General features: G+C 69.8%; 23 protein-coding genes and 2 tRNA genes. 12 read left to right on the top strand and 13 right to left on the bottom strand.

Going from position 1 to position 25,378, the window contains the following annotated elements; translation table 11 throughout:
- Positions 1-42 precede the first annotated feature (42 nt).
- The 3 genes from glgB to glgX all read right to left on the bottom strand — a co-directional run bounded on the left by glgB (position 43) and on the right by glgX (position 6,456).
- Positions 43-2,250: a 1,4-alpha-glucan branching protein GlgB gene (glgB, locus tag KE274_RS12885; RefSeq protein WP_211544335.1), complete on the bottom strand. Its 2,208-nt coding sequence runs from the start codon at positions 2,248-2,250 to the stop codon at positions 43-45.
- On the bottom strand, positions 2,247-4,319 hold the full coding sequence (locus KE274_RS12880) for an alpha-1,4-glucan--maltose-1-phosphate maltosyltransferase (RefSeq protein WP_211544333.1): 2,073 nt from the start codon (positions 4,317-4,319) through the stop codon (positions 2,247-2,249). Before KE274_RS12880 ends, glgB begins: the two co-directional genes overlap by 4 nt.
- Before the next feature lie 64 nt (positions 4,320-4,383).
- Positions 4,384-6,456 (bottom strand): glycogen debranching protein GlgX, encoded by a 2,073-nt coding sequence (gene glgX / locus KE274_RS12875; protein WP_211544331.1) that lies wholly within the window; start codon positions 6,454-6,456, stop codon positions 4,384-4,386.
- Between the two features lie 104 nt (positions 6,457-6,560).
- On the opposite strand from glgX, the gene KE274_RS12870 reads away from it, so the two are divergent.
- The 3 genes from KE274_RS12870 to ligA are packed head-to-tail and all read left to right on the top strand — an operon-like array spanning position 6,561 to position 11,197.
- Positions 6,561-7,736, top strand: coding sequence for a cysteine desulfurase family protein (locus KE274_RS12870; protein ID WP_211544329.1), 1,176 nt, complete (start codon positions 6,561-6,563; stop codon positions 7,734-7,736).
- A gap of 9 nt (positions 7,737-7,745) precedes the next feature.
- Positions 7,746-8,843, top strand: coding sequence for a tRNA 2-thiouridine(34) synthase MnmA (gene mnmA, locus KE274_RS12865; protein ID WP_211544327.1), 1,098 nt, complete (start codon positions 7,746-7,748; stop codon positions 8,841-8,843).
- A gap of 38 nt (positions 8,844-8,881) precedes the next feature.
- The gene (gene ligA / locus KE274_RS12860; RefSeq protein ID WP_211544325.1) at positions 8,882-11,197 is read left to right on the top strand and encodes an NAD-dependent DNA ligase LigA; all 2,316 of its coding nucleotides are present in this window, start codon (positions 8,882-8,884) and stop codon (positions 11,195-11,197) included.
- A 16-nt stretch (positions 11,198-11,213) separates the two neighbouring features.
- Here the strand turns inward: ligA and KE274_RS12855 are convergent, their stop codons facing one another.
- From KE274_RS12855 to KE274_RS12845, 3 genes are all read right to left on the bottom strand, one after another.
- The gene (locus KE274_RS12855; protein ID WP_211544322.1) at positions 11,214-11,675 is read right to left on the bottom strand and encodes a GNAT family N-acetyltransferase; all 462 of its coding nucleotides are present in this window, start codon (positions 11,673-11,675) and stop codon (positions 11,214-11,216) included.
- Positions 11,676-11,677: 2 nt separating this feature from the next.
- A complete protein-coding gene (locus KE274_RS12850; RefSeq protein WP_211544961.1) occupies positions 11,678-13,510 on the bottom strand; it encodes a DEAD/DEAH box helicase in 1,833 nt (610 codons plus the stop codon).
- A gap of 63 nt (positions 13,511-13,573) precedes the next feature.
- On the bottom strand, positions 13,574-15,274 hold the full coding sequence (locus KE274_RS12845) for a long-chain-fatty-acid--CoA ligase (RefSeq protein WP_211544320.1): 1,701 nt from the start codon (positions 15,272-15,274) through the stop codon (positions 13,574-13,576).
- 64 nt (positions 15,275-15,338) lie between these two features.
- Between KE274_RS12845 and gatC the strand changes: the two genes are divergently transcribed.
- From gatC to KE274_RS12815, 6 genes are read left to right on the top strand one after another with little or no spacing between them, the layout of a single operon-like run.
- The gene (gene gatC, locus KE274_RS12840) at positions 15,339-15,638 is read left to right on the top strand and encodes an Asp-tRNA(Asn)/Glu-tRNA(Gln) amidotransferase subunit GatC (protein WP_211544318.1); all 300 of its coding nucleotides are present in this window, start codon (positions 15,339-15,341) and stop codon (positions 15,636-15,638) included.
- Positions 15,635-17,152, top strand: a complete 1,518-nt coding sequence (gatA, locus tag KE274_RS12835) for an Asp-tRNA(Asn)/Glu-tRNA(Gln) amidotransferase subunit GatA (protein ID WP_211544316.1) — start codon at positions 15,635-15,637, stop codon at positions 17,150-17,152. Before gatC ends, gatA begins: the two co-directional genes overlap by 4 nt.
- Entirely contained in the window at positions 17,152-18,669 is a 1,518-nt protein-coding gene (gene gatB / locus KE274_RS12830; protein ID WP_211544314.1) for an Asp-tRNA(Asn)/Glu-tRNA(Gln) amidotransferase subunit GatB, read from the top strand. Before gatA ends, gatB begins: the two co-directional genes overlap by 1 nt.
- A gap of 47 nt (positions 18,670-18,716) precedes the next feature.
- The gene (gene dinB / locus KE274_RS12825; RefSeq protein WP_211544312.1) at positions 18,717-19,973 is read left to right on the top strand and encodes a DNA polymerase IV; all 1,257 of its coding nucleotides are present in this window, start codon (positions 18,717-18,719) and stop codon (positions 19,971-19,973) included.
- A gap of 38 nt (positions 19,974-20,011) precedes the next feature.
- The gene (locus KE274_RS12820; RefSeq protein ID WP_136031854.1) at positions 20,012-20,329 is read left to right on the top strand and encodes a hypothetical protein; all 318 of its coding nucleotides are present in this window, start codon (positions 20,012-20,014) and stop codon (positions 20,327-20,329) included.
- Positions 20,313-20,894, top strand: coding sequence for a hypothetical protein (locus KE274_RS12815; protein WP_211544310.1), 582 nt, complete (start codon positions 20,313-20,315; stop codon positions 20,892-20,894). The genes KE274_RS12820 and KE274_RS12815 overlap by 17 nt, the downstream gene beginning before the upstream one ends.
- A 16-nt stretch (positions 20,895-20,910) precedes the next feature.
- Here KE274_RS12815 and KE274_RS12810 read toward each other — a convergent pair whose 3' ends face one another.
- From KE274_RS12810 to orn, 6 genes are all read right to left on the bottom strand, one after another.
- Positions 20,911-21,393 (bottom strand): DUF2017 family protein, encoded by a 483-nt coding sequence (locus KE274_RS12810; protein WP_211544308.1) that lies wholly within the window; start codon positions 21,391-21,393, stop codon positions 20,911-20,913.
- Positions 21,390-21,686, bottom strand: coding sequence for an ATP-dependent Clp protease adapter ClpS (gene clpS, locus KE274_RS12805; RefSeq protein WP_211544306.1), 297 nt, complete (start codon positions 21,684-21,686; stop codon positions 21,390-21,392). The genes KE274_RS12810 and clpS overlap by 4 nt, the downstream gene beginning before the upstream one ends.
- A complete protein-coding gene (locus KE274_RS12800; protein WP_211544304.1) occupies positions 21,683-22,030 on the bottom strand; it encodes a metallopeptidase family protein in 348 nt (115 codons plus the stop codon). The genes clpS and KE274_RS12800 overlap by 4 nt, the downstream gene beginning before the upstream one ends.
- A gap of 34 nt (positions 22,031-22,064) precedes the next feature.
- Positions 22,065-22,694 (bottom strand): LysE family transporter, encoded by a 630-nt coding sequence (locus KE274_RS12795; protein WP_211544302.1) that lies wholly within the window; start codon positions 22,692-22,694, stop codon positions 22,065-22,067.
- 88 nt (positions 22,695-22,782) lie between these two features.
- Positions 22,783-22,855: transfer RNA gene (locus KE274_RS12790), tRNA-His, on the bottom strand.
- Positions 22,856-22,891: 36 nt separating this feature from the next.
- Complete coding sequence (orn, locus tag KE274_RS12785) at positions 22,892-23,518, bottom strand: oligoribonuclease (RefSeq protein WP_211544300.1); 627 nt, start codon at positions 23,516-23,518, stop codon at positions 22,892-22,894.
- 61 nt (positions 23,519-23,579) lie between these two features.
- Here orn and KE274_RS12780 point away from each other — a divergent pair.
- A tRNA-Arg gene (locus KE274_RS12780) sits at positions 23,580-23,652 on the top strand.
- A gap of 24 nt (positions 23,653-23,676) precedes the next feature.
- Here the strand turns inward: KE274_RS12780 and KE274_RS12775 are convergent.
- On the bottom strand, positions 23,677-23,946 hold the full coding sequence (locus tag KE274_RS12775) for a hypothetical protein (RefSeq protein WP_211544298.1): 270 nt from the start codon (positions 23,944-23,946) through the stop codon (positions 23,677-23,679).
- A gap of 205 nt (positions 23,947-24,151) precedes the next feature.
- Here KE274_RS12775 and KE274_RS16580 point away from each other — a divergent pair, with 205 nt between their 5' ends.
- Positions 24,152-24,772 carry a single-stranded DNA-binding protein gene (locus KE274_RS16580; protein ID WP_249186316.1) on the top strand — a complete coding sequence of 207 codons (621 nt, stop codon included), beginning with the start codon at positions 24,152-24,154 and terminating at the stop codon, positions 24,770-24,772.
- A 48-nt stretch (positions 24,773-24,820) separates the two neighbouring features.
- Positions 24,821-25,315 (top strand): DUF6993 domain-containing protein, encoded by a 495-nt coding sequence (locus KE274_RS12765; RefSeq protein ID WP_211544296.1) that lies wholly within the window; start codon positions 24,821-24,823, stop codon positions 25,313-25,315.
- Positions 25,316-25,378: the final 63 nt, after the last annotated feature.

The raw sequence follows: 25,378 nt of genomic DNA, 5'->3' as shown, positions 1-25,378 counted from the left end.
CGCCCGGCGCCCCGGCGCTGCGCCGACGGGCGCCGCGGGCCCTCACCCGTGGTTCACGGTGGGTACGTGCGGCTCGGGCTGAAAACGCAGCCACAGGGTCGACAGTGCCGGGAGAGTGATGGACCCCACCGGGGTGCTGCTGTCGTCGGGAGCAGCGACCACCATCCCGAGATTGCCCGACCCCCACCCGCCGTACTCGGCGGCGTCGGAGTTCAACACCTCCTGCCACACGCCTTCGCGAGGCAGCGCGAGGCGGTAGCCGGTTCGCTCGACCCCGGCGAAGTTGCTCACGACCGCCAGCCGCCCGCCGTGGGCGTCACGGCGCTCGAACGCGATCACGGACGGATCCCAGCTCGGTGCCCCGAGTCGTGTGAAAGAGGAGCCATCGCCGTCTCGCTCCCACAGCGGTGCCTGGGCGCGGTACACGGTGTTCAGTGCTGCCACGAAGTCCTGCAACTGGGCGTGCGACGGCTGGTCGCGCAGCCACCAGTCGAGTTCCCGTCCCTCCGACCACTCGGCGAGCTGCCCGAACTCCTGCCCCATGAACAGCAGCTTCTTTCCCGGATGCCCCCACATGTAGGCGAGGTAGGCGCGAACGTTCGCGAGCTTGTGCGCGTGGTCCCCGGGCATCTTCGCGAGCAGGCTGCCCTTGCCATGCACGACCTCGTCGTGGCTTATCGGCAGCACGTAGTTCTCCCCGAAGGCGTACACGAACGAGAAGGTCATCTCGCCTTCGTGGTGCGCGCGGTACATCGGATCTCGGACGATGTACTGCAGCGAGTCGTTCATCCAGCCCATGTTCCACTTGAACCCGAAGCCCAGGCCCGCGTGGTCGGTGGGAGCGGTGACGCCGGGGAAGCTGGTCGACTCCTCCGCGATCATGAGAATTCCCGGGTGCAGGCGGTATGCCGTGGCGTTGACCTCCTGCAGGAAGCGAATGGCCTCCAGGTTCTCGCGCCCGCCGTGGATGTTCGGCTCCCACTCGCCGGCACTTCGCGAGTAGTCGAGGTACAGCATCGAGGCGACGGCGTCCACGCGCAGCCCGTCGATGTGGAACTCCTCCAGCCAGTAGAGGGCGTTCGCGACGAGGAAGCCACGCACCTCCGGACGGCCGTAATCGAAGATGAGCGTTCCCCAGTCCTGGTGCTCGCCCCGGCGCGGGTCGGGGTGCTCGTAGAGGGGCTGGCCGTCGAATCGGGCGAGCGCGAACTCGTCCTTGGGGAAGTGCCCGGGCACCCAGTCGAGGATGACGCCGATGCCCGCCTGGTGCAGCCGGTCGATCAGATACCGCAGGTCGTCCGGCGTGCCGTACCGACTCGTGGGCGCGTAGTAGCCGCTGACCTGGTAGCCCCACGAACCCCCGAAGGGGTGCTCGGCGAGTGGCAGGAACTCCACGTGGGTGAACCCCGTCTGCTGAACGTGCTCGATGAGCGGGTCGGCCACGTCCCGGTAGCCGAGGCCTCCGCGCCACGAGCCCAGGTGCACCTCGTACACGGAGAGCGGCTGCGCGACCGCGTGGGTGGCGGCGCGACGGGTCATCCACGCCCCGTCCTGCCACGAGTACGACGAGGCGGTGACGACCGAGGCCGTCTCGGGAGGCACCTGCGCGGCCAGAGCCATCGGGTCTGCCTTGAGGATCCACGCGCCGCTGCGGGTGCGGAGCTGGTACTTGTAGCGCGTGCCGACGGCCACGTCGGGGATGAACAGCTCCCACACCCCACTGGCACCCATCGATCGCATCGCGTGCGTCTCACCGTTCCAGCCGTTGTGGTCGCCGACCACGCGCACCGCGGTGGCGTTCGGTGCCCAGACCGCGAACGCGACGCCGGACTCGCCGTCGTGCGTACGGGGATGAGCGCCCAGCACCTCCCACAGGCGTTCGTGGCGACCTTCCGCGATCAGGTGCAGGTCGAGGTCGCCGAGCGCGGGGGAGTGACGGTACGGGTCGCCCGCGACCGCCTCCTCGTCCACGTCGCGGTACCGGGTCGCCAGCCGGTATGGAACGGGCGGACCGGGGTGGCGTCCCTCCCACAGCCCGTGCGTGACGTGTGCGAGCTCGAGCCGGGTGCCGTCGGCGAAGACGGCGGCGACGGAGGCGGCGAGCGGACGCCGCGCCCGGATGATCGTGACCGTGCGACCGGCGGCGTCCTCACCGGGGTGGATGCCCAGGACGGCGTGCGGGTCGTGGTGGGCGGCTTCGGCGACAGCGACCCACTCGGCGGATGCGATGGCTTCTTCGGCGTAGCTCATGCTCGGTCCCTCACCTTCAGGATGTGCACGGGCTCGGCGAAGGCGTCGAGCCGCACGTAGTTGTGGTCGCTCCAGGTCCAGACGCTCCCGGTCAGCAGATCCTCCACCTCGAAGGGCTCACCGGGAGTCACCCCCCAGAGCGTCGTGTCGAGGTGCACGGTGGTCTCGCGGACGGAGTGCGGGTCCACGTTCGCGACGACGATGATCGTGTCCGCGCGTCCGGTGCCCGTGAACTCCGCATCGAGGTGCTTGCTGTAGACGAGAACCGCGTCGTCGTCGCTCCAGTGCGTCTCCAGGTTGCGCAGCTGGCGCAGCGACGGATGTTCGGCGCGGATCGCGTTGAGCCGGCGCAGCAGCGGAGCGAGTGACTCGCCGCGCTCCTCGGCACCGCGCCAGTCGCGGAACTTGTACTCGTACTTCTCGTTGTCGATGTTCTCTTCGGACCCGGGGCGCGCCACGTTCTCGAACAGCTCGTAGCCGGCGTAGACGCCGTAGACGGGGCCCGCGGTCGCCGCGATGCAGGCTCGGATGCGGTAGGCCGCCCGTCCGCCGAACTGCAGGTACTCGGTGAGGATGTCGTGCGTGTTCACGAACAGGTTCGGACGCATGTAGTCCGCCGTGTCGTGGGAGATGCTGGTGAGGAACTCCTCGAGCTCGGCCTTGGTGTTGCGCCAGGTGAAGTAGCTGTAGCTCTGCTGGAACCCCACGGCGGCGAGCGCGCGCATGACCGCTGGTCGGGTGAAGGCCTCCGCAAGGAACACGACCCCCGGATCGGCCTCGTTCACGGTGCGGATGAGCCATTCCCAGAAGCGCAGCGGCTTGGTGTGCGGGTTGTCGACGCGGAAGATGCGCACACCCTGGGCCACCCAGTGCTGCACCACCCGCAGCATCTCCGCCGCGATGCCGTCGGGATCGTTGTCGAAGTTGAGGGGGTAGATGTCCTGGTACTTCTTGGGCGGGTTCTCCGCGTAGGCGATCGTCCCGTCGGGGAGCGTGGTGAACCACTCCGGGTGTTCACGCACCCAGGGGTGGTCGGGGGACGCCTGCAGCGCCAGGTCGAGCGCGACTTCCAGACCCTCCCTCTGCGCGGAGCGGACGAACGCGCGGAAGTCCTGGGCGCTGCCGAGGTCGGGGTGGATGGCGTCGTGTCCGCCCTCCGGCGCTCCGATCGCGTAGGGGGAACCGGGGTCGCCCGGTTCCGCGGTGAGGGTGTTGTTGCGGCCCTTGCGGTTGGTGGTGCCGATGGGGTGGATGGGCACCAGGTAGATCACGTCGAACCCCATGGCGGCGACGTCGGGCAGACGCTTCGCGGCCGTGCGGAACGTGCCGCTGCGGACCGTGCCGTCCTTCAGGCGGCGGGCGCCCTCCGAGCGCGGGAAGAACTCGTACCACGCGCCGACCCCGGCCCGGGTGCGATCCACATGGAGGTGCTGGTCCGCCGACGCCGAGCGCAGCGTCATCAGCGGCCGTTCGGCGAACACGGTCGCGAGGTCGTCGTCGGCCGCGACGGCAGCGGTGGCGGCAGGATCCCCCGCACGCAGGGTCTCGGCGAGCTCGCGCAGCCGGCGGCGCTGTACCTGGGGACGGTCCTTCTCGGCGGCTGCACGGGCGAGCAGCTCCGCGCCCAGAGCGGCCATGACCGGAACGTCGACGCCGGCGGCGACCTTGAGGCGGGCGGCGTGCGCCCACGTGGCGAAGTCATCGGAGAACCCCTCGAAGCGATAGCGCCACGGGCCCTCCTCGTCCAGGGCGATCGACACGGCCCATCGGTCGGTGCCGTCCGCGAGCGGGCTGAGCCGGTGCAGGCTCTCGCCCCCGCGAGGGTCCGTGAGGCGCACGTGCACGCCGATGAGGTCGTGCCCTTCCCGGAACGACACCACACCGAACGGCACGACCTCGCCGGCGAACGCCTTCGCGGGGAAGCCGCCTGGAACGGCGGGGGATCCGTCGAGCAGGGGGATCCGCGTCGTGCGCAGCTCGCCCGGCAGGTCGGCGTCGGCGAAGGCGCGCAACGGGATCTGAGCGGGGCTCCGCAGAGCCGAGGACCGGGTACCAGCGCGTGCACTCACAGTGCGAATCTACCGCTCCGGTGTATCGGAACCTACCGCTCGACCGTGGCGCAGAACCGTGCTATCACTCCACCCGGAAGAGCCGCATCGACGTGCCGGGGACGGACAGCACGTCGCCGGGCTCGAACACTTCCGCCTGCTCGGACGGCTGCTCCTCCGCACTCGACCACAGGGAGACGAACCGCGTCGCCCCCTCGATCTCCACGGGCAACCGGACGTCGATCGGGGCCTCCGTGCCGTGCACGATCAGCAGGATGCGATTCGCGGCCTCGGTGTCGGGGGTCGAGGCGGCGACGTACTGCAGTGTGCGGTTGCCCGGGTCGTTCCACTGTCCCGGCTCCATCGTCTCGCCGTCCTGGTCGTACCAGTCCATGACCGACGCGTTCGGGATGTGTTCGCCGAGCCGTGCATAGCGACTCGGACGCAGCGCGGGGTTCTCCTGCCGCAGCCGGATCAGCCGGGTCACGTGGGCCCGGAGGTCTTCCTGCCAGGGTTCCAGCTCCCAGCCGAGCCAGGACAGCGGCGAGTCCTGGGCGTAGGCGTTGTTGTTGCCCCGCTGGGAACGACCGACCTCGTCTCCGGCCGTGAGCATGGGAATGCCGGCGGAGAGCAGCACGGTGCCGAGGAGGTTCCGCATGGCCTTGCGGCGGGCGGCGAGGATCGTGGGATCGTCGGTCGGCCCCTCCACGCCGTGGTTGAACGCCCGGTTGGTGTCGGCACCGTCGCGGTTGTTCTCGCCGTTGGCTTCGTTGTGCTTGACGTCGTAGGACACGAGGTCGTGCAGCGTGAAGCCGTCGTGCGCCGTGACGAAGTTGATGCTGGCGAGTGGGCCGCGCTCCTCGCTGAACGTGTTGGAGGAACCGGCCAGGCGCGTGGCGAAGCCGCCGATGCCGACCGGAGCCGAGGCGCGTCGCGCATAGTCGATGTCGCTCAGCCAGAAGTTGCGCACCCGGTCCCGGTAGCGGTCGTTCCACTCGTGCCACCCCGCGGGGAAGTTGCCGGTCTGCCAGCCGCCCAGTCCCACGTCCCAGGGCTCGGCGATGAGTTTGGCGTCGGCGAGCAGCGGGTCGGCGGCGATCGCGCGGAGCAGCGGGTGGTCGGGGGTGTAGGTGTGCGCGGCGTCGCGGGCGATCGCGGTGGCGAGGTCGAACCGGAACCCGTCGATCTGCATCTCCTCGGCCCAGTAGCGCAGCGAGTCGAGGACGAGGCGGGCACCCGCGTCGGTGCTCGTGTTCAGCGTGTTCCCGCACCCGGTCGTGTCGATGTAGACGCCGTTCGCGTCCTGCCGGTAGTAGCTCGCATTGTCGATGCCCCGCAGGCTGGATCGCGGACCCCCGATGCCCTCTTCGGAGGTGTGGTTGTAGACCACGTCGAGGATCACTTCGAGGCCCGCCTGATGCAGGAGCTTCACCATGCCCTTGAACTCGGCGATGATCGCCTCCGGTCCGCGCTTGCGGGCGTCCTCGGTGGCGTACGCGGCGTGGGGCGTGAAGAAGTTGAGGGTGTTGTACCCCCAGTAGTTCGTGAGGCCGCGCTCCAGCAGACGGGGCTCCGGCACGAACGCGTGGACGGGGAGCAGCTCGATGGAGGTGACGCCGAGCGAGTGGAAGTGCGCGATCATCGCGGGGTGCGCGAGCCCGGCATAGGTTCCGTGCAGCGCGGGCGGAACCTCGGGGTGCCGCTTCGTCATGCCTTTCAGGTGGCCCTCGTAGATGACGGTGCGGTCCAGCGGGATCCGCGGTTTGACGGTGTCGCCCCAGTCGAAGCCGTCCACGATGACGACCGACCGCCACTCCTGGTACCCGTGCCCCTGCGCAAGGCCTCGGGCATACGGATCGAGGAGCAGCGTCTCCGGGTTGAAGGTGTTCCCCGGTCCGTGTGGTCCGCCGACGCGGATCGCGTAGCGGGTGCCCGGCTGCAGCAGCGGGCTCGTCACCTCCCAGACGCCGCCGGGGCGCCGCTCGAGCGGAGCCTGATCCGTGACCCAGTCGAGGTCGGTGGCGTCGAACACGACGAGCTCCATCGACGCGGCGTTGCCCGACCAGACGCGCAGGGTGCCACCACCGTCGTGGAGGCGGACACCGAGATCGTCGAGGGCGGATCCGCCGGGGACGACGGGAACGCGGGAGGCAGGCATGCATACACCCTAGGCGTGTTGCATTTCCGTCTCATGTCAGGGCGGACCCGGTCTCGCGCGTCGTCGCGCGTCCGAGCGGTCGCGGATCGGGGGAGAATCGTTGCATGCGGCACTACCTCGACCACGCGGCGACGACGCCTCTGCGCGCGGAGGCCCGCGACGCCTGGCTCGAGGCCGCGACCGTCGTCGGCAACGCCTCCTCGACCCACGGCTCGGGTCAGGACGCGCGGCGCCTGCTGGAGGAGTCGCGGGAGCGGGTCGCCGCCGTGCTCGACGCCGACCCGATCGAGGTCGTGTTCACCTCGGGCGGCACCGAGTCGATCAACCTCGCCCTGCAGGGACTGTGGCGCGCGCGAGCAGAGGGAACGTCCGCGATCGTGCTGCCGGACGGAGAGCATCACGCCACGATGGACACGGTCGCGGCGCTCGCGGACGAGGGGGCCGAGGTGCGGGCGGTGCCGATTTCGGCGGAGGGCCGCATCGACCGTGACGGCTTCGCCGCCGCGCTGCCCGGGTCCGCGCTCGCGACCGCTCTGGTGGCCAACAACGAGGCGGGGACGATCAACGACGTGGCGACGCTCGCGGCGGAGTCGGCCGACGCCCTCGTGCCGCTTCACCTCGATGCGGTCGCGGCGCTCGGCCACGTGCCCCTGTCGTTCCGGACGCTGCGCGGGGGAGCGGTGGGCCACGGCGGGCTCGTCGCGTTGAGCATCGCGGGCCATAAGGTCGGCGCGCCGGTGGGGACGGGAGCGCTCGTCGTCGCCCGGTCCGCGCGGCTCGCCCCGCTCCTGCGCGGAGGCGGCCAGCAGCGTGGGCTCCGCGCCGGCACGCAGGACGTTCCGGGTGCCGCGGCGCTGGCCACCGCGGTCGAGCTGGCCGAGGGGGAGCGCGACGCCGAGAACCGGCGGTTGCGCGTCCTGCGCGACCGACTCGTGGCGGGCATCCGCGAGCGCGTCCCCGCGGCCGAGCTGCTGGGCGACCCGCACGACCGCCTCCCGGGCAACGCCCACCTGCTCTTCCGTGGAGCCGTGGGGGAGAGCCTGCTCTTCCTCCTCGACGTCGCCGGGGTGTCGGTGTCCACCGGGTCCGCCTGCCAGGCGGGGGTCGCGGAACCCTCGCATGTGGTGATGGCGATGGGCAGGTCCGAGCGCGATGCCCGCAGCGTGTTGCGCTTCTCGCTCGGGCGCACCTCCATGGAGGAGGACGTGGAGGCCGTGCTGTCGGTCATCGCCGAGGCATATTCGCGAGCATCCGGGGCCGGCTCAGCCGCGCGCTCGTAGACTGGACACATGCGGATTCTTGCGGCGATGAGCGGCGGTGTCGACTCCGCCGTCGCCGCGGCGAGGGCGGTCGAGGCCGGTCACGACGTGGTCGGCGTGCACCTCGCGCTGTCCAGGGCCGGCGGCACGCTCCGCACCGGCAGCCGCGGCTGCTGCACCATCGAGGATGCCCTGGACGCCCGTCGCGCCGCCGACCTGCTGGGTATCCCGTTCTACGTCTGGGATTTCTCCGAGCGGTTCCGCGACGACGTGATCGACGACTTCATCTCCGAGTACCGCGCCGGCCGCACGCCCAACCCGTGCATGCGGTGCAACGAGAAGATCAAGTTCGCCGCGCTTCTGGAGCGGGCGATCGAGCTGGGCTTCGACGCCGTGTGCACCGGCCACTACGCGACGCTGATCGACGGGCCCGGCGGTCGGGAGCTCCACCGCGCATCCGACAACGCCAAAGACCAGTCGTACGTGCTCGGCGTGCTCACGGCCGAGCAGCTCGCACACACCTACTTCCCGCTCGGCACGACACCGTCCAAGGCGGTGGTGCGCGCGGAAGCCGCGGCCCGCGGGCTGACGGTGGCGCAGAAGCCGGACAGCCACGACATCTGCTTCATCCCCGACGGCGACACCCGCGGGTGGCTGGCCGAGAAGGTCGGCGCGGAGACGGGCGAGATCGTCGACCGCAGCGGCGCGGTGGTCGGTGAGCACGAGGGCGCGCATGCGTTCACGGTCGGGCAGCGCAGGGGGCTCAAGCTCGGTGTGCCGGCGGCGGATGGCAAGCCCCGGTTCGTGCTGGAGGTGCGGCCGGTGTCGAACACGGTGGTCGTCGGGCCGAAGGAGGCGCTCGCGATCGCCGAGATCGCGGGCGAGCGGTTCAGCTGGGCCGGTGCGGCACCGGTCGATCCCTCGTTCGCGTGCGACGTCCAGATCCGCGCTCACGCTGAGCCGGTCCCGGCCACGGCGACCGTGAGCCGCGATGGCGTACGCGTGATGCCGGACGAGCCGCTCGACGGAGTCGCCCCGGGGCAGACGGCGGTGCTGTACGTGGGCACGCGAGTGCTCGGCCAGTTCACGATCGACACCACGGTTTCGGCGGTTCCGGTCGGCGTCTGATCCCCGCGGATGTCGGTGGCCGCTCCTAGACTGGCGAGGTGGCGGAGAACATCTCACTGGAAGACGCTCGCATCGAGGCCGAGGAGCTGACGACCCGCATCCTCGAGGCGAAGGACGCCTATTACGGACGCGATACCTCTCTCGTCGACGACGCGACCTACGACGGCTGGATGCGGCGGCTCGAGGAGCTCGAGCGTCTGCACCCCGAACTCCAGGGCCAGGACTCGCCGACGCAGATGGTCGGAGCAGCGGAGGTCACCGGCCTCGCCACGATCGAGCACGCCGAACGCATGCTCAGCCTCGACAACGTGTTCTCGGTCGACGAGCTGCGCGAGTGGGCAGCCAAGACCCGTGCGGCAGCCGGTCGCGACGTCGACTGGCTCACGGAGCTCAAGATCGACGGTCTGGCGATCAACCTGCGCTACGAGAACGGCGTGCTCACCTCGGCCGCCACGCGCGGTGACGGCCGAGTCGGAGAGATCGTGACGGAGAACGCACTCCGCCTGCCCGAGATCCCTCAGCGGCTGAAGGGGGAAGGGCATCCGCCGATCGTCGAGGTGCGCGGCGAGGTGTTCATCCCGGTGGCCGCGTTCGAACGGCTCAACGCCGCGCAGGCGGCCTTCCGCGAGCGGGCCTACGCCGACGCGCTCGCCCGGTGGGAGGCCCGCGGTGGGGTCAAGAAGCCCTTCGACGAGGAGAAGGCCCGCACGGCGGCCGCTCGGCGTTTCCCGGCGTTCGCGAATCCGCGCAACGCCGCGAGCGGGGGTCTTCGCCAGCAGATCGACAAGAAGGACGGTCTCGAACTGGAAGCGGGGCTGCTGCGGATCGAGTCGCTCGCGCTGTACGTGCACGGCATCGGCGCGTGGACGAACCCGCCGGTGGCCGCGCAGAGCCAGGTGTACGAACTGTTGGCCGAATGGGGCCTGCCGACCAGCCCGCACACGCGGGTGTGCCACAGCATCGATGACGTGGTCGAGTTCGTGGAGTACTTCGGTGAGCACCGGCACGACATCGAGCACGAGCTCGACGGCATCGTGGTGAAGGTCGATGAGCTGGAGCTGCACGACGAACTCGGTGCGACGAGCCGGGCGCCTCGGTGGGCGATCGCCTACAAGTATCCGCCCGAGGAGGTGCAGACGAAGCTCCTCGACATCGTGGTGTCGGTGGGCCGCACGGGTCGTGCGACACCGTTCGCGGTGATGGCGCCCGCTCATGTCGCCGGATCGGTCGTGCGACAGGCGACACTGCACAACAAGGACGTCGTGAAGGCCAAGGGCGTGCTGATCGGCGACACCGTGGTGCTGCGCAAGGCCGGAGACGTGATCCCGGAGGTGCTCGGGCCGGTGGTGGAGAAGCGCGACGGCTCGGAGCGCGAGTTCGTGATGCCCGCGAACTGCCCGGAGTGCGGAACGCCGCTGCGTCCCATGAAGGAGGGCGATATCGACCTGCGGTGCCCGAATGCGCGCTCGTGTCCGGCGCAGGTCCGGGGCCGCGTGGAGCACATCGGCTCGCGTGGGGCGCTCGACGTGGAGGCGCTGGGCGAGGTAACGGCCGCAGCTCTCACGCAGCCGACTTCGCCGGCTGTCCCTCCGCTGGAGACCGAGGCCGGGCTGTTCGCTCTGACCCTCGACCAGCTCGTCCCGATCGAGGTCGTGGTGCGCGACGCGGAGACCGGACTGCCGCGCGAAGACGACGACGGGCTCGTGAAGACGCGGGCGCCGTTCCGCCGCAATCCCACGGCGGCCGAGAAGAAGGCGGGTCGGGAGGGCCCGCAGCCGTCGTCGCAGGCACTCACGCTCCTCGCCGAGCTCGAGAAGGCGAAGACGAAAGACCTCTGGCGGCTTCTCGTCGCGCTGAACATCCGTCACGTGGGGCCGGTGGCGGCCCGGGCCCTGGCGCAGTGGTTCGGCTCGCTCGACGCGATCCGCGCGGCCTCGCGAGAGGAGCTCGCCGCGGTCGAGGGTGTGGGCGGGATCATCGCCGACTCTCTGCTCGCATGGTTCGAGGTCGACTGGCACCAGGAGATCGTGCGCCGCTGGAGTGAGGCGGGCGTCCAGTGGGCGACGCCGGGTCACCCCGGTCCGGGGGCCGCCGTCGCGGAGGGAGGAGTGCTCGACGGGCTCACGGTCGTCGCGACCGGCTCGCTCGACGGATACACGCGCGAGGGCGCGCAGGAGGCGATCATCAAGGCGGGCGGCAAGGCGGCCTCGAGTGTGTCCAAGAAGACGGACTTCGTCGCGGCGGGCCCGGGCGCCGGCTCCAAGCTCGCGAAGGCCGAGGAGCTGGGAATCCGCATCCTCGACGCGGCGCAGTTCCACGTCCTGGTGACCGAGGGCCCCGACGCCCTCGGATGAACCGGCCGCCTGCGGCTCAGGTGTCCGTGGGTGGGAGGAACTGCAGCAGACGTGGCGAGTCCGCGAAACCGAGCCCGCGGTAGAGCGGCACGGCCTGTTCGCTCGAGTGCACGGTGACGCGCCCGGCGCCGAGCGACACCGCGTGCGCGCATGCCGCGGCGACCAGCGCCGTGCCGATACCGTCGCCTCGGTGCTCCGGCAGCACGAACACGCTCTGCAGGTCCGCGGAGACCCGGTGCGCGGCGCCGGGGCGCGGTACGCGGGGGAGGATCGCGACCCACGCGACGCCGACGAGCTCGCCGTCGTCGGCCCTCGCCACGAACGCGCTGTGCGTCGTGTCGTGAGCGTCCCACCAGGCGGCGAGCTCGGCCGCGAAGTCGTCGAACGACCGTCCCGTCGTCAGCTCATCCGGAACATCTCGCCACTTGAGCAGGGCGAGTCCGGCGACGTCTCCGCGGCCGGCGCGGTCGATGCGCATGATCAGTTCTTGTGGCGGGGCTTCCGGAACGGCTTGTCCTCGCGCGGGCCACGGCTGCTGCGGTCGTCGCGGTCCCGACGGTCGCCCCGGTAACCGCGACCGGCGTCGTCGTTCCCACGGTCGCGCGGTGCGCCCCGACGTGCGCCAGGGCCACGGTCGGGCGTGATCTCGATGAGCCGCCCGGAGATGCGGGTGTCGCGAAGCTTCTTGAGCACGGCGGGGTCGAGGTTCGCCGGGAGCTCGACGATCGAGAAGTCGGGCCGGATGTTGATGGCACCGAAGTCGTCACGGCCGAGGCCGCCCTCGTTCGCGAGCGCGCCGACGATCTGCCGGGGCTCCACGCGGTGGCGTCGTCCGACCTCGATGCGGTAGGCGGCGTAGTCGCCGCGCCCGCGGCGCTCCCGCGGCTCGCGTGTCTCGCGCGTGTCCCGCGTCGGACGCTCGCGCGGCGGGCGGTTGTCGGCGGCGACGGCTTTCGCGAGGGGGTCGTCGGCGGGGTCGAGCAGGAGCGGCCTGTCACCCTGGGCGACCACGGCGAGAGCCGCAGCCACGTCGCTCTCCGGCACGTCGTGGTGACGAACGTAGTGGTCGATGATGTCGCGGAACGCGTCGATGCGGGCGGTCTCGGACAGCGCGGTGGTGATGGCGTCGTCGAAACGGGCGAGGCGCGTCGTGTTGACGTCTTCGGTGGTCGGCAGCTGCATCTGGGTCGGGGTCTGACGCGTGGCCTTCTCGATGTGCTTGAGCAGGTAACGCTCGCGCGGGGTGATGAAGCTGATCGCGTCGCCCGTGCGTCCGGCCCGGCCTGTGCGTCCGATGCGGTGCACGTACGACTCGGTGTCGGTCGGGATATCGAAGTTGATGACGTGGCTGATGCGCTCCACGTCGAGTCCGCGCGCGGCGACGTCGGTGGCGACGAGGATGTCGAGCTTGCCGTCCTTGAGCTGGTTGACGCTGCGTTCGCGCTGCACCTGCGGTACGTCGCCGTTGATGGCGGCGGCGGAGTACCCGCGGGCGCGGAGCTTCTCGGCGAGCGTCTCGGTCTCGTTCTTGGTGCGGACGAACACGATCATGCCGTCGAAGTTCTCCACCTCGAGGATGCGGGTGAGGGCGTCGACCTTCTGCGCGTAGGAGACGACGAGGTACCGCTGGGTGATGTTCGTGTTGGTCGCGGTCTTCGACTTGACCGTGATCTCCTCCGGGTCACGGAGGTACTGCTGCGCGAGGCGGCGGATCTGCGCGGGCATCGTGGCCGAGAACAGCGCGACCTGCTTCTCCTCCGGCGTCTGCGCGAGAATCTGCTCGACGTCCTCCGCGAAGCCCATCTTCAGCATCTCGTCCGCCTCGTCGAGCACGAGGTACTGCAGCTCAGAGAGGTCGAGCGTGCCCTTCGCGAGGTGGTCCATGATGCGGCCCGGGGTGCCGACGACCACGTGCACGCCGCGGCGCAGTGCCGACAGCTGCACGCCGTAGCCCTGGCCTCCGTAGACGGGCAGCACGTGGACGCCCTTCATGCGTGAGGCGTACGACTCGAACGCCTCGCAGACCTGCAGCGCAAGCTCGCGCGTGGGGGCGAGCACGAGCGCCTGCGGAGTCTTCTGCGCGGTGTCGAGGCGTTCCAGCACGGGGAGGGCGAAGGCCGCGGTCTTGCCGGTGCCGGTCTGCGCCATGCCGACGACGTCACGCCCGGACAGCAGGGTCGGGATGGTCGCGGCCTGGATCGGGGAGGGGGTCTCGTAGCCGAGGTCCCGGATGGCCTTGAGGACGGGCCCGGTGATGCCGAGCTCCTCGAATCCGGGGGTTGCGGGGGACTCGTCGGGGGCGTCGGTCGGCACTGCGTCTTCAGGGGTCACTTCCCAAGGGTAGCGCGCCGCCGTCGTGCGTGCCGGTGCCCGCTCTCAGGCGCCGGTGGTGAGCGCGAGCAGCTTCTCCTTGACCTGGCGCCGCAGCACCTTGCCGATCAGCGACTTCGGCAGCTCGTCCACCACGAAAACCCGACGCGGCACCTTATAGGGCGTGAGGATGCTGCGGGCGTAGGCCCGGATGGCCTCCACGTCCACGTCGGCGCCGCCGTCGATGACGATCGCGGCTACGACCTCCTCGCCGGAGTGCTCGCTCGGCAGGCCGACGACGGCGGCGTCCGCCACCGCGGGGTGCTGGCGCAGCGCGTTCTCGACCTCGGTGGGGGCGACGTTGAAGCCGCCCGTGATGATCAGTTCCTTGATGCGGTCGACGATGCGCACGAACCCGGCCTCGTCGATCGTGACGATGTCTCCCGTCCGATACCAGCCGTCGACGAACACGGCCTCGGTCTCCTCCGGCTTCCCGTAGTAGCCGCCGAACACCTGCGGGCCGCGGACCACCAGCTCGCCCGCCGAGCCTGCCGGCACGTCCTGCGTCGGGTTCTCGGGATCGACGACGCGGCATTCGGTGCCGGGCAGCGGAAGGCCGACCGTGCCGGGCACGCGGTTGTCCGCCACGGGGTTCGCCATCAGCACCGGCGAGCACTCGCTCAGGCCGTAGCCCTCGACCAGGTAGCCGTGCGTGGCGGCCTCGAAAGGCACGACCAACTCGTGCGGCAGCGCCATCGCGCCGGAGATCGCGACCTCGATGCCGTCCAGAGAGACCCCCTTGGCCTGTGCCGCCGCGAGCAGCCGGTCGGCGATCGGTGGCACGAGCGGGAGGAAGGTCGCGGGGTGCTTCTTGATGACGTCGAGCACGAGATCCGGGTCGAACTTGGGGAACAGCACGAGTCGCGCGCCCATCGACATCGCGAACGTGAGGCACAGCGTCAGCCCGTAGGCGTGGAACATCGGCAGCACGGCGTAGACCACGCAGCCCTTGCCGCGCTGGATCGACGGCACCCATGCCCTCGCCTGCGCCGCGTTCGCGAGCAGGTTGCGGTGCGTCAGCGCCGCCCCCTTCGGCGTGCCGGTGGTGCCCGACGTGTACTGGATGATCGCGAGGTCGTCTGTGCCCGGTCGAGGGTGCGACGCGGGGAGCGGGTCGGACGCCACGAGCGACTCCCACACCACGGTGCCGCGGACCCGCTCGGTCAGCGCGGCCCTGGACTCGCGCGCCTTCGCGACCGGCAGCCGCAGGGCGAAGCGGGTGAGCGCGGGCATCGCGCGGGTCACATCCACGGAGACGAGGTTCGTGACCGCGAGGTCGGCGGGGAAGTCCTGCACCGTGGCGACGACCTTGTTCCAGACGATCGCGTGCTTGGCGCCATGATCCTCGAACTGCTTGCGCAGCTCGCGCGGGGTGTACAGCGGGTTGTGCTCGACGACGACCGCGCCGAGGCGCAGCACCGCGTAGAACGCGACGATGTGCTGCGGGCAGTTGGGCAGCACGATCGCGACGGGATCGCCGGCGCGCACACCGAGGTCGCGGAGACCGGCGGCCGCGCGGTCGATCGCGTCCTGCAGCTGCGCATAGGTGGTCTCCCGCCCGAAGAACTGGAGCGCGGGAGCGTCGGGGTAGTCGCGTGCGGACGCCGCGACGATGTCGACGAGAGAGCCGGTGACGGGGGCGAGATCCTCCGGGACGCCGTCTGCGTAGCTGGCGGTCCACGGGCGAGGAGGCTGGAACGTGCTCACGCGCCCAGCTTAGGCGGGCCGCGGCGGACCGAGCGGGCGACGGCACCCCAACTAGACTGGGGGCGTGTCTGAAATCACCCCTGATCTTGTGCGCCATCTCGGCGTGCTCGCGCGCATCCAGCTGAACGACGACGAGGTGACGCGGCTCACGGGCCAGCTCGATGCCATCGTCGACAACATCGCCAAGGTGTCGGAGGTGGCCACGGCCGATGTCGTCGCCACGAGCCATCCGATTCCGCTGAGCAACGTGTTCCGTCCCGACGTCGTCGGGCAGACGCTCACGCACGAGCAGGTGCTGCAGAACGCCCCGGACGCCGCGGACGGCCGTTTCCGGGTGACCGCGATCCTGGGAGAAGAGCAGTGAGCGACATCATCCGGCTGACCGCGGCGGAGCTCGCCGACAAGCTCGCCGCGCGCGAGGTCTCCAGTGTCGAGGCCACACAGGCGCACCTCGACCGCATCGCCGCGGTCGACGGGGACGTGCACGCGTTCCTCCACGTCAACGAGCACGCGCTTGCTGCGGCTGCCGACGTCGACGCCCGCCGTGCGGCGGGGGAGGAACTCGGTCCGATCGCAGGTGTCCCGCTCGCGATCAAGGACGTGCTCGTCACGACCGACCAGCCGACCACGAGCGGTTCGCGCATCCTCGAGGGGTACCGTTCGCCCTACGACGCGACCGTCGTGGCACGCTCGCGCGCGGCGGGCCTCGTTCCTCTCGGCAAGACCAACATGGACGAGTTCGCGATGGGTTCGTCCACCGAGCACTCCGCGTACGGCCCGACGCGCAACCCGTGGGATCTCGACCGCATCCCGGGCGGCTCGGGCGGTGGTTCGGCCGCGGCAGTCGCGGCGTTCGAGGCCCCACTGGCACTGGGCTCCGACACGGGCGGCTCGATCCGTCAGCCCGCGCACGTGACCGGAACGGTCGGCGTCAAGCCCACGTACGGCGGTGTCAGCCGCTATGGCGCGATCGCCCTCGCGTCGAGCCTCGACCAGGTCGGCCCCGTCACCCGCACGGTGCTCGACGCCGGACTGCTGCACGACGCGATCGGCGGGCACGACCCGAAGGACTCCACCTCGCTCGACGAGCGGTGGCCGTCGTTCGCCGAGGCCGCTCGTCAGGGTGCGCGTGGCGACGGGCTGAAGGGCTTGCGCGTCGGCGTGATCCGCGAGCTCCCCGACAGCGGTTTCCAGCCCGGGGTGGCGGCCTCGTTCCGCAGCGCGCTGGCGCTCCTGGAGGCACAGGGAGCGGAGATCGTGGAGATCGACGCCCCGCACTTCGAGTACGGCGTGGCGGCGTACTACCTGATCCTCCCGGCGGAGGCCTCGAGCAACCTCGCGAAGTTCGACTCGGTGCGCTTCGGACTGCGTGTGACGCCCGACGGCAACCCGACCGTCGAGGACGTGATGTCCGCCACGCGCGACGCCGGCTTCGGGGACGAGGTCAAGCGGCGCATCATCCTCGGCACGTACGCGCTGTCGGCCGGGTACTACGACGCGTACTACGGCAGCGCGCAGAAGGTCCGCACGCTGATCCAGCAGGACTTCGCCGCGGCCTTCGGATCGGTCGACGTGATCGCCACGCCGTCCGCGCCGACCACGGCGTTCAAGCTCGGCGAGAAGATCGACGACCCGCTGCAGATGTACCTCAACGACATCACCACGATTCCGGCGAACCTCGCAGGTGTCCCCGGCATCTCGATCCCGAGCGGCCTGTCCGACGACGACGGTCTGCCCGTCGGCATCCAGTTCCTGGCCCCGGCGAGGGAGGACGCGCGTCTGTACCGCGTGGGCGCCGCACTGGAGACGCTTCTCGTCGATTCGTGGGGAGCGCCGCTCCTCACCCGTGCACCCGAGCTCGCAGGAGGGAACCGCTGATGGCCGCCGCAGCCAAGCTGATGGACTTCGACAAGGCCCTCGAGCTGTTCGAGCCCGTCCTCGGGTTCGAGGTCCACGTCGAGCTCAACACCAACACCAAGATGTTCTCCGACGCACCCAACCCCGCGAACGAGGCGTACCACGCGGCTGAGCCCAACACGCTCATCGCCCCGGTCGATCTGGGGCTGCCCGGCTCGCTGCCGGTCGTGAACGAGACGGCCGTGCGTTCGTCGATCAGCCTCGGTCTCGCGCTGGGCTGCTCGATCGCGGAGTCGAGCCGCTTCGCCAGGAAGAACTACTTCTACCCCGACCTCGGCAAGAACTACCAGATCTCGCAGTACGACGAGCCGATCGCGTTCGAGGGCTCGGTCGAGGTCGAGCTCGAGGACGGCACGATCGTGACGATCCCGATCGAGCGGGCGCACATGGAAGAGGACGCGGGCAAGCTCACGCACATGGGTGGCTCGACCGGGCGCATCCAGGGCGCCGAGTACTCGCTGGTCGACTACAACCGCGCGGGCGTGCCGCTGGTCGAGATCGTCACGAAGACGATCTTCGGAACGGAGCATCGTGCACCCGAGGTGGCGAAGGCGTATGTCGCCGCGATCCGTGACATCGTGCGCGGTCTGGGAATCTCGGAGGCCCGTCTCGAACGCGGCAACCTTCGGTGCGACGCGAACGTGTCCCTGCGTCCGCGCGGCCAGGAGAAGCTCGGCACGCGCACCGAGACGAAGAACGTCAACTCGATGCGTTCCGTCGAACGTGCCGTTCGGTACGAGATCCAGCGTCAGGCGCAGATCCTGGCCGACGGTGGCACGATCATCCAGGAGACCCGTCATTGGCATGAGGACACCGGCACCACGTCGCCCGGCCGTCCGAAGTCCGACGCGGACGACTATCGCTACTTCCCCGAACCCGATCTCCTTCCGGTGCAGCCCGCAGCGGAGCTGATCGAGGAGCTGCGCGCGGCGCTGCCGGAGCAGCCCGTGGCTCGTCGTCGTCGGCTGATGGCGGAGTGGGGCTTCACCCCGCTCGAGTTCCAGGACGTGCGCAACGGCGGCCTCCTCGAGGTCGTGGAGGCGACGATCGCCGCGGGCGCCACCCCGGCCACGGCGCGCAAGTGGTGGACCGGCGAGATCAGTCGCCTGGCGAACGCGCAGGAGAAGGACGCCGCGGAGCTGATCAGTCCGGAGAACGTCGCGGCACTGCAGAAGCTGGTCGACGAGGGCACCCTCACCGACAAGCTGGCGCGTCAGGTGCTCGAGGGCGTGATCGCAGGGGAGGGTACGCCGCAAGAGGTGGTCGACGCCCGCGGTCTGGCGGTCGTGTCCGACGATGGTGCGCTCATCGCGGCGATCGACGAGGCCCTCGCGGCGCAGCCCGACGTGATGGCGAAGATCCAGGACGGCAAGGTGCAGGCGGCCGGTGCGATCATCGGTGCCGTCATGAAGGCGATGAAGGGTCAGGCGGACGCCGCACGGGTCCGCGAACTCATTCTCGAGCGCGCTGCAGAGTAGCGGCCTCTCCCGGGCCGCGTGTCGGCGGCCCGGGAGAGAATGGGTGCATGGGACACGGTGACGGCAGGGGGCGCATGGTGTCCTCGGCCGACGCCGATGACACGGGGACCCGCATCCTGCACGTCGACATGGACGCGTTCTATGCCGCGGTGGAGGTGCTCGACGATCCGAGCCTGCGGGGCCTGCCGCTCATCATCGGCTCGCCGGACGGACGTTCGGTCGTCTCCAGCGCGTCGTATGAGGCGCGGCGCTACGGCGTGCGGTCCGCGATGCCTGTGTCTCAGGCGCTGCGCCTGTGCCCGACGGCGCGCGTGGTGCCGCCGCATTTCCACCGCTATCAGGCGGTCTCTCGGCAGGTGATGGCGATCTTCGAGTCGTTCACGCCTCTCGTGGAGCCCTTGTCCGTCGACGAGGCGTTCCTGGACGTGCAGGGCGTGCGGCGTCTGTGGGGGAGCCCGGCCGCGATCGCGGCACAGATCCGGGAGCGAGTGCTCGCGGAGGTCGGTATCACCTGCAGCGTCGGGGTGGCAGAGACGAAGCACGTGGCGAAGATGGCGTCGACGATCGCGAAACCCGACGGCATGCTCGTGGTGTCGGCGCCCGAGACCCTCGACTTCCTCGCTCCACGTTCGGTGCGTGCGCTCTGGGGCGTCGGCCCGAAGGCGGCCGAGGCCTTGGAGGCACGCGGGATCCGGACGATCGGCGACATCCGGACGACCTCGTCGGACATGCTCGACCGCGCCGTCGGCCCTGCCCTGAGCGCCCGGCTCGCTGAGCTCTCCTGGGGCCGCGACGCGCGAGCGGTGGACACCGAGCGCGTGGAGAAGAGCGTCGGTCACGAGGAGACCTTCGACGTCGACATCGACGATCGGGTCTTTCTGCGCGCCGAGCTGCTGCGCCTGGCCGATCGTGTGGGTGCGCGCCTGCGCCGAGCGGGATGGGAGACATCGACCGTGGCGATCAAGATCCGCTTCGCCGATTTCCGCACGCTCACCCGGTCTCAGACGCTGAGCGAGCCGACGGCGGTGAGCCAGCGCATCGGCGAAGCAGCGCAGAGCCTGTTCGAGTCGATCGATCGGCGTGACCCCATCCGGCTGGTCGGTGTGCGCGGGGAGCGCCTGCAACCGGCGGGCGGATCTGCGCTCGCGCTGTGGGATGACGACGAGGACTGGCGCCGCGTGGAGGGGGCGGTGGACGAGGCCATCGCACGCTTCGGCACGGCGACGATCAGCCGCGCGCGCCACATCGGGCGCGGCGAGGGGCGCGGGGCTGCGCGACATCCGAAAGACCACGGCGTGGATTGAGGGGCGCGCGCGACGGCCCGGTCGGCTACCGTGGGATCATGCCGAATATTGCACTGGAACTCGGGAAGCAGGTCGCGTCTTTCGGCGTGAAGAGCGCCTATGGAGAGCCGCAGGACGTCGACGGCGTGAGCGTGACGCCTGTCGCGTTCACGTACTCCGGTTTCGGCGGAGGCAGCGGTGACGGCGCGGAGGGCGGCGGCGGAGGCGGCGTGTCCATCCCTGTCGGCGTCTACGTGCGTCGCGAGGAGGGGCTGCGGTTCGAGCCGAACATCGTGACGCTGCTCGTGGTTGCGGTGCCCTTCGTGTGGGTCACCGGTCGCGCTCTCACGCGCATCATCCGTGCCCTCAAGAAGTGAAGACCCGGTCGGGGCAGCGCTTCGTGGTGCAGCGGCACTGATCTCCCGCGACATCCGCGACCTCGCGGCCGCGAACCCGATGGTCATCATCGACGGTGGTAGTGGAGCGGGGAAGACCTCTCTCGCAGAACTGCTCGCCCGTGCGTGGCCGTTGGCCGGCCGGGTGCAGGTGATCGCGCTGGATTCGCTGTACCCGGGGTGGGATGGGCTCGAATCCGGTGTGGAACGAGCGGTCGACGGGATCCTCCGGCCTCACGGTCGTGGTGTGCTCGGTTCGTGGCGCCGATGGGACTGGGAGCAGAACGCCGAGGCGGAGAGCCATGCGGTCGACCCGTCGCTCGGGGTGATCGTGGAGGGCAGCGGCATACTCCGCCCGGCCACGGCCGACCTCGCCGATGTGCGCATCTGGGTGGAGGCGGGAGAGGAGTCCCGGAAGGCGCGGGCGCTCGCGCGGGATGGAGATACCTACCGCCCGCACTGGGACCGCTGGGCCGAGCAGGAGCGGCAACATCGCCTCCGTCACGATCCCCGGGCTCTGGCGACGCGGATCATCACGGTGCCGTGACCGCGCGCTTCGGGTGTCAGGCGCCGACGTCGTCGGCTGCTTCGATCAACAGCTCCAGGCGGTAGCCGAGCCAGTCGTAGACGGCCATTCCCTCGCCGTCGGCGCTCGGCTCCTCCACTGTGATACCGAGTCGCGTCGCGATCACCAGGCGGATCGCCGTGAGGGTGCGGAGCCAGGCGTCGACGTCGGTTCGACGGATCGTGACCTCGCGTGGCTCGCGTGCCTGGTCCGCTGTCAGCGTGGACTCCGGGTCGAACGCGGACAGGCCCGCGCGCATGGTACGCGCGTCGAGGAGTCGCCGATCGATCAGATCGTCGTGCGTGGCTGCGGCGAACTCGGCGGACGCGTCGTCGTCGTCCGGGTAGGGGGTGGGGGTGAGGCGAGTGATCGCGGGGTCGCCCGGATCGGCCTCTGCGAGGAGCGCGAGGAAGTCGTCCACGATCCGCGCGAGTTGTGCGCCTTCGATGGCGGCGACGGTGAGGACGACGGGCGCGGTCACGCGAACGCCTTCCGCACGGTCGCCCACAGGCCGTAGTCGTGCATCGCCTGCGCGTGCACTTCCATGGTCTCGCGTGGGCCGGTGGCGACGATCGCGTGCCCGTCGTTGTGCACGGCCAGCATGAGCGCGGTCGCGTGCTCCTCGGTGTAGCCGAAGTACGTGCGGAAGACGCGCACCACGTAGCTCATGAGGTTCACCGGATCGTTCCAGACGACGACCTGCCACGGCTCGAGGGGCGCGGCGGTGAGGTCCGTGCTCTCGTCGAGGTCGGGAAGTGCGGTGCTCATGGTCATGCCCATCCCAGTTCGTGCAGTTGCGCGTCGTCGATGCCGTGAAAGTGCGCGATCTCGTGCACCAGCGTCGTGTGGATCTCGTCGCGGAGCTCGTCGAGCGTCTCGCACTGCGCAAGATGGGGTTCGCGATAGAGGATGATCCGGTCGGGAAGCTCGCCCATCCCGTACTGCGTCCGCTCGGTCAGCGCGAGGCCGTCGTAGAGGCCGAGCAGGTCGAGGCTGCCGTCTTCGGGGCGATCTTCGACGACGAATACGACGTTGTCGAGGTGTTCCACCATGTCGTCAGGCAGCAGATCCAGTTCCTCGATCACGAGGGATTCGAAAGCGCCGGCGTCCATGTCCATCCCCACCAGCCTAGGGGCCATCGCGGGCTGCCGGTCAGTGCAGCAGGACGAGCAGTGCCGCGACGACGATGAACAGGCCGCCGAAGACGCCATTGAGGATCCGCTGGCCACGCGGCGAGGCGGTCAGGCGACGGAAGGGCCGCGCCGCCACGGCGAAGAAGCCCCACATCACCAGCACGTCCACGACGACCACGGTTGCGATCAGCGCGAGGTACTGCGGCAGCTGCGGTTGGTCGAGTCGGACGAACTGCGGGATGAACGCGAGGAAGAAGACGATCGCTTTGGGATTGAGGAGGTTGACCCAGAAACCACGACGCATCATCGACCAGCGGCTCTCCTGCGGTGGCGCCGGGATCGGCGCGTCGTCGAGGGGAACCGTGGGGCGGCTCAACAGAAGGCGGAGGCCGAGGAAAACGAGGTAGGCGGCACCCGCGTACCGGATCACGTTGAACAGGACTTCGGACCGGGACACGAGAAGGCCGACGCCCGCAGCGACGATCACGACGTGAACGATCAGGGCGATCTGCTGCCCGATGATGCCCCAGATCGACCGTTTCCAGCCGTGGGACAGCGAGTTCGACATCGTGTTGATCGCGCCGGCGCCCGGCGTGAAACTGATCACCACCGACGCGGTGAGAAGGGAGAACCAGACCGCCAGTGACACGGCTCAAGTCTAGGGCCGCGAGGCATCGACGATCCGCGCCATGACGTGGAAGAAGCCCGGTTCCACGGAACCGGGCTTCTTCTCTCCGGGTGAGTAACGGGGCTTGAACCCGCGACCTCCTGGACCACAACCAGGCGCTCTACCAGCTGAGCTATACCCACCATGCGCCCACCTGAGCGGGCAACCCTACGAGTCTATTACATGTTCGGGGTGAACTCCGACACCGTACGCGTCGCGATCTCCTTGGCGTCGTCGCTCGACGGTCCTGGTTCGTCGACGAACACGGCCTGCCGGTAGTAACGGAGTTCGCGGATGGACTCGAGAATGTCGGCGAGAGCACGGTGCCCGCCGTCCTTCACGGGCGCCTGGAAGAACACGCGGGGGTACCAGCGCCGCGAAAGCTCCTTGATGCTCGACACGTCGACGTTGCGGTAGTGCAGCCACTGGTCGACCTGCGGCATGTACTTGGCGAGGAACATGCGGTCGGTGCCGATGGTGTTGCCCGCGAGAGGCGCCCTGCGTTCCAGCGGAACGAAGCGCCTGATGTAGGCGAGGGTCTGCTCCTCCGCCTCCTCCAGGGACACGCCGCCGGGGATCTCGTTGATGAGCCCCGACGTCTCGTGCATCTTCGTGACGAAGTCGTTCATGTGGGACAGCGCCTCGTCGCTGGGCCTGATCACGATCTGGAACCCCGGATCAAGGGGGCGGAGCTCGAAGTCCGTGACCACGACCGCGATCTCGACGAGCTCATCCACGGAGAGATCAAGGCCCGTCATCTCGCAGTCGATCCAGACCAGGCGATCGTTCTCGGAGGCAGCTACCATGTCGTCATCCTATCGAGGGCACCGACATCGTCCGCCTGACCGCGGTACGGTAGGACTGTCCGCCTCCGTAGCTCAGGGGATAGAGCAGGAGCCTTCTAATCTCTTGGTCGCAGGTTCGAATCCTGCCGGGGGCGCGTGAGATCGGCACAGTTCTCGCCTCAGCAGTGGCGAAGCGCGGCCACCGCGTCATCCGCTCGCCAGAATTCGCCGATCAGGCGGAAACGACCGGTCGCGAGGTGCAGGCGCTCCGCTCGATAGCGAATCCCCAGAGGGTCGGGGACGATCCGCAGGTGGCCGAGGACGTGCTCGCGGGTGTCCTGCACGCGCCACAGGTGATCGGCGGCCCGAACCAGGTGCTCCTTCTCCGACGAGAGCCGAGGTGCGGCGAAGGGCACCTCGGGGGCCGCCGCGGTCTTCCGTTCAGACATCGATTTCTCCCTTCCTGGCTCAACGGTAGAACCGGCCACCGACATTCGCGTCGTGTTGCGGAACCCCCTCTGACCGGGCCCTTCCTCCACAATTCTGGCGACGTGTGCACCGGTCCCCAGCGAGCGCTGAAGCGGACCGTGCCGGGTCATCCCGCACCTCAGGGTGGAGACAGCCGGAGCGGTTCCGGCAGTAAGGGAGAGCACAATGACAGAGACGATCACCGTGGTGGGCCGAGTCGCGACCGACCCCCATCCGGGGAGCACAGGGGCAGGCGTGCCGGTGACGAACTTCCGCCTGGCCAGTACGCACCGCCGCTTCGACGCGGCGACGCAGGCCTGGGTCGACGCCGAGACGAACTGGTTCTCGGTCGCCGCCTTCCGTCAACTCGGGCAGAACGCTGGCTCCTCCCTGCGGGCGGGCGACAGCGTCGTCGTCACGGGGCGTCTGCGAATCCGCAGCTGGGAGAGCAACGGGAAGCACGGTACGAGCGCCGATATCGAGGCCGATGCGATCGGGCATGATCTGCGCTGGGGGACCACCGCCTTCCGTCCGACGCCTCGCCGATCGAAGGAGGTCGAGACGAAGGACGCCGAGGATCAGGCGCCTGCCGACGAGGATGCCCCGCGGGGAGGACCGTCCGGGCTGGCCGAGGCCGGCGACGTGCTGCGCGATCTCTGGGGCCTCGACGACTCCCTGGAGTCCAACCCCGATGGTGACAGCGCGTGTGCTGCTCTTATCGGTGCCGGCACCCCGGCGGATCCAGTTCAGCGGTCGGATCGCGCGGGGCACGGCGGAGTGGGCGGCGGGGAGGCCATCCGGCACTAGCGTTCGCCCCAGCGCGCGGGGGCGGGTGCGGCGACGTAGACTCTGCTCGTGCTCCGAACCGCCCCGTCCCCCGCCCGGATCGCGCGCCTCCTCGCGGGCAGCGGTGCGGCGCTGGTCCTCTTCGCCGGTTGTGCGGCAGGCCCGGGGAGCAGCCTTGATTCGCCGGTCACGTCGTCCCCCACGCCAGCGGCATCGCAGACGTCGGCACCGAGTCTGAAACCGGAGGGGACGGCGGAGGAGAACCTGCCGCTCTTCCGCGCCGTCGTCGAGAGCGTATGGGGATCGGAGCAGCGAGCGGAGGGTCGTGCGTACATCGACGCCCTTGTGGCGGCGGGTTTTGATCGCGGCGCGATGCAGGTCACTCCCGACACGACGACCGTGGGAAACCCGGTCGAGAGCCTGCAGTTCTCGGTGCGCTGGGGCGACGACTTCTGTCTGGTCGGACAGGTCGGTCCGTCGACCGGGCAGGCTGTGACCACGGTCATGCCGCAGCTCGCCGAAGGGCGCTGCCTGGTGGGTATGACCCGCCCGATCGACTGGTGAGCCCTCGGTCACGAACGGTGCTGCTATCGGCCGGTAGGCTGGAGTGTCGATCTTCGACGCCAA

This window comes from Microbacterium paraoxydans (genome assembly GCF_018224615.1).
GTDB lineage: Bacteria > Actinomycetota > Actinomycetes > Actinomycetales > Microbacteriaceae > Microbacterium > Microbacterium paraoxydans_B.
This window is presented reverse-complemented; position numbering and strand designations above follow the sequence as displayed.